General features: G+C 68.2%; 8 protein-coding genes. 3 read left to right on the forward strand and 5 right to left on the reverse strand.

Annotated features, from left to right (window positions below):
- Positions 1-98: 98 nt before the first annotated feature.
- Both DDF62_RS02430 and DDF62_RS02440 read right to left on the reverse strand, forming a co-directional pair.
- Positions 99-1,145: an aspartate-semialdehyde dehydrogenase gene (locus tag DDF62_RS02430; protein WP_116487636.1), complete on the reverse strand. Its 1,047-nt coding sequence runs from the start codon at positions 1,143-1,145 to the stop codon at positions 99-101.
- 356 nt (positions 1,146-1,501) lie between these two features.
- Positions 1,502-2,173, reverse strand: a complete 672-nt coding sequence (locus DDF62_RS02440; protein WP_116487637.1) for a glutathione S-transferase family protein — start codon at positions 2,171-2,173, stop codon at positions 1,502-1,504.
- A 133-nt stretch (positions 2,174-2,306) separates the two neighbouring features.
- On the opposite strand from DDF62_RS02440, the gene DDF62_RS02445 reads away from it, so the two are divergent.
- The 3 genes from DDF62_RS02445 (at position 2,307) to DDF62_RS02455 (ending at position 4,999) form a co-directional block, all read left to right on the forward strand.
- Positions 2,307-3,344 (forward strand): ribonucleotide-diphosphate reductase subunit beta, encoded by a 1,038-nt coding sequence (locus tag DDF62_RS02445; protein WP_116487638.1) that lies wholly within the window; start codon positions 2,307-2,309, stop codon positions 3,342-3,344.
- 74 nt (positions 3,345-3,418) lie between these two features.
- Positions 3,419-4,285: a 2-dehydropantoate 2-reductase gene (locus tag DDF62_RS02450; RefSeq protein ID WP_244286674.1), complete on the forward strand. Its 867-nt coding sequence runs from the start codon at positions 3,419-3,421 to the stop codon at positions 4,283-4,285.
- 45 nt (positions 4,286-4,330) lie between these two features.
- Positions 4,331-4,999 (forward strand): hypothetical protein, encoded by a 669-nt coding sequence (locus DDF62_RS02455; RefSeq protein WP_116487640.1) that lies wholly within the window; start codon positions 4,331-4,333, stop codon positions 4,997-4,999.
- A 3-nt stretch (positions 5,000-5,002) separates the two neighbouring features.
- On the opposite strand, the gene DDF62_RS02460 is transcribed toward DDF62_RS02455, so the two are convergent.
- The 3 genes from DDF62_RS02460 to DDF62_RS25960 form a co-directional block, all read right to left on the reverse strand.
- Positions 5,003-5,383: a YidB family protein gene (locus DDF62_RS02460; protein ID WP_101715993.1), complete on the reverse strand. Its 381-nt coding sequence runs from the start codon at positions 5,381-5,383 to the stop codon at positions 5,003-5,005.
- A 157-nt stretch (positions 5,384-5,540) separates the two neighbouring features.
- Positions 5,541-5,945 carry a DUF6491 family protein gene (locus DDF62_RS02465; protein ID WP_116487641.1) on the reverse strand — a complete coding sequence of 135 codons (405 nt, stop codon included), beginning with the start codon at positions 5,943-5,945 and terminating at the stop codon, positions 5,541-5,543.
- 291 nt (positions 5,946-6,236) lie between these two features.
- Positions 6,237-6,357: hypothetical protein (locus DDF62_RS25960; protein WP_244286678.1), on the reverse strand; the 121-nt coding region annotated here is incomplete at its 5' end.

Below are 6,357 nucleotides of genomic sequence, written 5' to 3' on the forward strand. Positions count from 1 at the left end.
GGTCCTCGCCCTTCGACGAGCTCAGGGTGAGGACCAGTTCGAGCGCCGGGTCAGTGGAAACCCTCGTCCTGAGCTTGTCGAAGGACGAGGTTTTCGTTTCAGGCCCCCACCAGCACCTCGGCCACCTGCACGGCGTTCAGCGCCGCGCCCTTGCGCAGGTTGTCGCCGACCACGAACAGGGCCAGGCCGTGCTTCACCGTCGGGTCGGGACGCACGCGGCCGACGAACACGGGGTCCTGGCCGGTGGCGGCCAAGGGGTTGGGCACGTCGTCGATCACCACGCCCGGCGCCTTGGCCAGCAGGGCCAGAGCCTCTTCCACCGAGATCGGGCGATCGAACTCGGCGTTGATCGACAGGGCGTGGCCCGAGAACACCGGCACCCGCACGCAGGTGCCGCTGACGGGCAGGTTCGGCAGGCCCAGGATCTTGCGGCTCTCGTCGCGCAGCTTCAGCTCTTCCTCGGTGTAGCCGTCCTCGCCCAGCACGTAGTTCAGCGGCACGACGTTGTAGGCCAGCGGCACGGCCCACTTCTTCGGCTCGGGCAGCGGGGCGGCGTCGGGGCTCATGGCCAGGCCGTCCAGATCGCCTTCAGCGCCGGCGCGCAGCTGCTGCGACAGCACCTGGATGCCCTCGACCCCGCCGCCCGAGGCGGCCTGGTAGGTGCTGACCGTCAGGCGCTTGAGGCCGGCGTGGTCGTGCAGGGGCTTGAGCACCGGCATGGCGGCCATGGTGGTGCAGTTGGGGTTGGCGACGATGCCCTTGGGGTTGTCGTCCAGGGCCTCGGGATTGACCTCGGCCACCACCAGCGGAACCTCCGGATCGCTGCGCCAGGCCGACGAGTTGTCGATGACGATGGCGCCGGCCGCCGCGGCCTTGGGGGCCAGTTCGCGCGACGTGCCGCCGCCGGCCGAGAAGAACACGATATCCAGGCCCGCGAAGTCGGCGGTGGCGGCGTCCTCCACCGTCACCTGGCCGTCCTTCCACGGCAGGGCCTGGCCGGCCGAGCGGGCCGAGGCGAAGACCCGCAGGGCGCTTAGCGGAAAGTCCCGCTCGGCCAGCAGCTTCAGCATCATGCCGCCGACCAGGCCGGTGGCGCCGACGACGCCGACGGCGGGCGGGTTCGAACGGGAAAACTTGCGGCTCATGGGTAGCGTCTCCTGGTTGGCGGAGCGCGGGGAGCCTTGAGGTCTCGTGGATTGAGAGCCGCCCCGCGCAGTGCGGGGCTGGTCTGAGGATGCTCGCTTAGATCGCGCGCATACCCGCCGCCCCGCCGTAGCGGGTCGTTTTGCGGGTAATAATTTTGGTCGCGGCCAATTGCATCGAGCGGGTTGATAGCGGCGAAGCTGGCGAAGGTAAAGCCGCCGCATCAGGAACCTCCCCCCGTTGGGGAGGTGATCGCGAAGCGATCGGTGGGGGGAGTGATTGCGAAATCGACCGCCGCCCCGAAAGCTGAAAACGGCCCCCCGCCGGCCTTCGGCCGCCTCCCCCAGAGGGGGAGGTTCTAGCCGCTCGCCCCCTTGCTCTCCCACCCCTCCACGAACGGGAAGCGCTTTTCCCAGAACTCGGCCAGGCGCGGATCGCTGTCCACCCGCCGCACCACGTCGGCCATCTTCGGCGCGCGCTCGTAGAAGCGCACCCGGCGCGAGCCCCAGCGGCTGACCACGGCGACATAGAGGTCGAGCACGGAAAGCTCGTCGCCCAGGATGTAGGCCCGCGGCTCGACCTGGGCGTCCATCATCGCCCAGCAGTCGGCGATGCGGTCGGCGGTGGCGGCCTTCACCCGGGCCTGCGCCTCAGGGTCGGGGCCGGCCAGGCGCGAGGGCTCGTCGCGCACCCAGAACAGCGAATAGATCGAGGCCGGGATGAAGGTCATCCAGCGCAGGAACTGGCCCCGGCGCGGATCGCCGATCGCCGGCGCCAGGCGCGCTTCGGGGTGATTGTCGGCCAGCCAGATCAGGATCGCCGCGCTCTCGGTGATCGTCTCGCCTTGAGGGGTGACAAGCGCCGGGATCTGCTTCATCGGATTGACGGGGGCGACCTTGGCCTGCTGTTCCCGGCCCTCCCAGGTAGGCGCCTCGACCACCGTGTAGGCCTGCCCCAGAAGGGTCAAAGTCGCTTCGACGGGCACCGAGCCGGAGCCAAGCGCGCCATAGATGGTGTAAGCTGTTTTCATCTTTGGTTACCCATTCTGCCCACAACATGTTGTGCCATGGGTCAATTTGACCACTAGATGGGGCGTGTCGCCCTAGGCTACGAAGAGACTACCCGCCCGACCGATTCGTGTCCGACCGCTCTGGAGACCGCCCATGTCCGCCTCGTTGATCACCAAGCCCGGCCTCATGATCCCCTCCGGCGGTTACAAGCCCTTCCGCTATCCGTGGGCCTACGACTTCTGGAAAAAGCAGCAGCAGGTCCACTGGATGCCCGAAGAGGTGCCGCTGGGCGAGGACCTCAAGGACTGGGCCGTCAAGCTGAACGACAAGGAGCGCAATCTGCTGACGCAGATCTTCCGCTTCTTCACCCAGTCCGACGTCGAGGTGCAGGACAACTACATGGAGCGCTACGGTCGGGTGTTCAAACCGACCGAGGTGAAGATGATGCTGGCCTCGTTCGCGAACATGGAGACGATCCATATCGCGGCCTACGCCCTGCTGCTCGAGACCATCGGCATGCCCGAGACCGAGTTCTCGGCGTTCATGGAATACGAGGCCATGAAGGCCAAGCACGACTACATGCAGACCTTCGGCGTCGAGACCAACGCCGACATCTGCCGCACCCTGGCCATGTTCGGCGGCTTCACCGAAGGCCTGCAGCTGTTCGCCTCGTTCGCGATGCTGATGAATTTCCCGCGCTTCAACAAGATGAAGGGCATGGGCCAGATCGTCTCGTGGTCGATCCGCGACGAGAGCCTGCACTGCGACGGCATCATCAAGCTGTACCACGCCTTCAACAAGGAAACCGGCGCGGTGACCAAGTCGGTCGCCGACGACATCGTCGACTGCTGCAAGACCGTGGTCGGCATGGAGGACAACTTCATCGACCTGGCCTTCGAGGCCGGCGACGTGCAGGGCATGGTCCCCGACGACATCAAGCAATACATCCGCTTCGTCGCCGACTGGCGCCTGCGCCAGCTGGACCTGCCGGAAGTCTATGGCGTCCGCGAGAACCCGCTGCCGTGGCTGCAGGCCCTGCTGTCGGGCGTCGAGCACGCCAACTTCTTCGAGGCGCGCGCCACCGAATACTCCAAGGCCGCCACCAAGGGCCAATGGCACGGTTCGGACGGCGTGTGGTCGAGCTTCGAGGCCATGCTGCAAAAGCGCACGGACGTTCCGGCCGAGCACTGAGCCTCGCCGAAATCGTCGTGACGACAGGAACGCCGCCCGCTAATCCGGGCGGCGTTTTTCGTTTGGGGAGAAGCTTGATGCGCATCGCTGTGATCGGTCCTGGCGCGGTCGGCGGAACCCTGGCGGCGTGGCTGGCCCAGGCCCATGACGTGACCCTCTGCGCCCGCACCGCCTTCGAGCGGCTGGAGGTCGAGACGCCGGAAGGGCCGCTCGTGGCGAGCCCGGCCGTGCTGACCGATCCGGCCGCCGCCGCGCCGGTCGACTGGGTGCTGGTGACGACCAAGACCTATGACGCCGCCGGCGCGGCCGCCTGGCTTGCGGGCCTGGTCGGTCCCCAAACCCGGGTGGCCGTGCTACAGAACGGCGTCGAGCACGTCGAGCGTTTCAGCCCCTACCTGCCGGCCGACCGCATCACCCCGGCGGTGGTCGACATCCCGGCCGAGCGCGCGGCGCCCGGCGTGATCCGCCAGCGCCGCATGGGCTGGATCAAGGTTCCGGCCGGAGCGGCCGGAGCGGCCTTCGCCGCTCTCTTTGATCACACCCCGATCGAGGTCGCGACCGCCGACGACTTCGTCACCGTCGCCTGGAGCAAGCTGGCCCTTAACTGCGCCGGCGCGGTCAACGCCCTGACCCTGAAGCCGGCCGGCATCGCCCACCGCGACGACATCGCCGCGATCATGAAGAGCCTGGTGGCCGAATGCGTCGCCGTCGGCCGGGCGCAGGGCGCGGATCTTTCGGACGACCTGTCCGAGCAGGTGGTGGCCGGCTATCGCGCCGGGCCCGCCGACGGGATCAACTCGCTGCACGCCGACCGCCTGGCCGGTCGTCCCATGGAGATCGACGCCCGCAACGGCGTCATCGTCCGCCAGGGCGCGACCCACGGCATCGCCACGCCGGTCAACGCCATGGTCGTGGCGCTGCTGGAGGCGGCGGGGGCGTAGCGGGCAAGCCTTGCCATGGCGAGGGGTTTGCGGCGTCATGGCGCCATGAGGTCCATCACCGCCGCCGTCGCCGTCCTGATGGGCCTGCAATGCTGGTCGGAGGCGTTGGCCTGCAGTCGCGCCCGCAATCCGGGCGTGATCGCCCTCACGCAGGACTGGCGCGAAGGCTTCGGGCAGGCGTTCGCGCGGGCGAGCGGCGTCCACCTCGTTTCGGTCAGCGACGCCGGCAAGCACGGCGACGGCGCGTGGTCGATGTTCTGCGATTTCTACGACTTTGGCCCTCCGCCGTTGGAACGACGCGCCTCGAAGGCCAGGAAGGCCGAGCACGAGGCCGAGTTGCGGCGGGTCGAGCAGGCCAGCGAGGCTTGTCAGGCCGGACAGGCGAGGGTTCACGTCCTGGAGACGTTGAAGGGCCGGCCGCTCGCCGAGTGGGTCGAAGCGGAAGCTTTCATCACGGTGACCGACGCCCCGCCGGCCGAACCTCTGAAGCATTGGGAGGATGGGACGGCGGTCTGGGGCGCGCGCCTCGAGAACCATGCGGGGGCCAACTGCGACGGCATGGTCTTCTCGCGCCGGATGAGCAGCCGGGCGACCTATCTTGTGTTCACGTTCGAGGGTGACCAGCCCCCGCCGGTCATCACCCATGCTTTCCTGGCCGATGACCCCACGCCGTTCCTGGCCGAAGCGCGCCGGCTGGCGCGCCCCGCGCCCTGACCGTCAGTTCTTCAGGAAGCCGCCCAGAAGGTCGCCGACCGCGCCGCCCAGGCCCTCGTCGGGCAGCTTGCCGCCGGGGGTGAGCTTGTCGACCAGGCCCGGCAGGATCTCCGACAGCTTGGCCGCCGCGGTCTGCGGGTCGACGCCCAGCTTCTCGGCGAACTGGCCCACCACGCCCGAGCCGAGCACGGCCTGGATCTGTTCGGGCGAGACGGGCAGGTTCTGGCCGCTCGACACCCAAGACTGGGCGACTTCGGAGAGGCCCCCCTTCTGGAAGGCGTCGACCAGGCCGCCGACCCCGCCGGTGACGCCCAGGCTCTTGACGGTTTCGGCCAGGTCGCCCTGGCCGCCCAGCGCGCCCATCAGATTGTCCAGCAGGCTCATGTCTCGCTCCGCTCGATCGTCGCTTGGCCCGCCACGGGCCCGCCCGACGTGACGGGGATTAAGCGCCCCTCCAGCGCGCTTGGCGAGTAGGCAAAGGAAAAGGCGCGGACCTTGCGATCCGCGCCCTTCGTGTCTTCGGCCTCGCGCCGGATGCGCCCTACGGACGGTCCTTCTTGGGGATGGCCGCCACTTCTTCCGGCGTCAGCTTGGTGATGGCCTTGGCGCGGATCGGCATGGCGAAGCCCGTGCCGTCGGCGACGCGCAGGTCCAGGTCCAGCGGACGGCAGACGGTGTCGATGCCGCGCACGTTCGAGACGAGGTAGCTGCCCGGAGCCGTCAGCGAGTTGGTGCCCCACGACAGGTCGACGCGATAGACGTCGCGGTTGCGGACCTTCATGTAGAGCGTGTTCTTGTCGGGGGCGCTCCAGCCCTGCCAATCCGACAGCTGGAAGCACTGGCGGGGGGCTTTCTCGGTGGAGGCGGCCTTTTCGGTCGCCAGGGCCGGGCCCGCGAGAAGCGCGCCGGCCAGGCCGGCCAGGGCGATGGTTTTCAACTTGACCATTGCGTTTGTCCTCACAGTCCCTCGCGCGAAAGATTGGGCCTGGAAGCCTCGCCGTCAATGGTCAAGCCGCCCCTTTTTTGCGCGCGAAAGGGGCGTTTTAGGTCGCCCCATTCGAGGGGAGCGCTCAAGAGAAAAGGGCGGGACCGCGAGGTCCCGCCCTTTTCCGTTCTCGAAACCTAAAACCGCAAAATCCCCGCGAAAGCGGGGACCCAGGCGTTTTATCGTCGAGCGCTCCGCGCTTCAGAAAAAGCCTAGGCCCCCGCTTTCGCGGGGGTTTTACGGAAGGAGAGATTACGCGCCAGCCTTGGCCAGTTCCGGATCCACCTCGTCCAGCTCGCCCTCCCACTTGGCGACGACGGCGGCGGCGACGGAGTTGCCGACGACGTTGGTGGCCGAGCGGCCCATGTCGAGC

This window comes from Caulobacter radicis, from assembly GCF_003094615.1.
In the GTDB taxonomy this organism is placed as follows: domain Bacteria; phylum Pseudomonadota; class Alphaproteobacteria; order Caulobacterales; family Caulobacteraceae; genus Caulobacter; species Caulobacter radicis.

Coding starts and splice junctions, on each gene's coding strand:
- DDF62_RS02430 (WP_116487636.1), bottom strand. CDS start 1,145: ATGAGCCGCAAGTTTTCCCGTTCGAACCCGCCCGCCGTCGGCGTCGTC.
- DDF62_RS02440 (WP_116487637.1), bottom strand. CDS start 2,173: ATGAAAACAGCTTACACCATCTATGGCGCGCTTGGCTCCGGCTCGGTG.
- DDF62_RS02445 (WP_116487638.1), top strand. CDS start 2,307: ATGTCCGCCTCGTTGATCACCAAGCCCGGCCTCATGATCCCCTCCGGC.
- DDF62_RS02455 (WP_116487640.1), top strand. CDS start 4,331: ATGAGGTCCATCACCGCCGCCGTCGCCGTCCTGATGGGCCTGCAATGC.
- DDF62_RS02460 (WP_101715993.1), bottom strand. CDS start 5,383: ATGAGCCTGCTGGACAATCTGATGGGCGCGCTGGGCGGCCAGGGCGAC.
- DDF62_RS02465 (WP_116487641.1), bottom strand. CDS start 5,945: ATGGTCAAGTTGAAAACCATCGCCCTGGCCGGCCTGGCCGGCGCGCTT.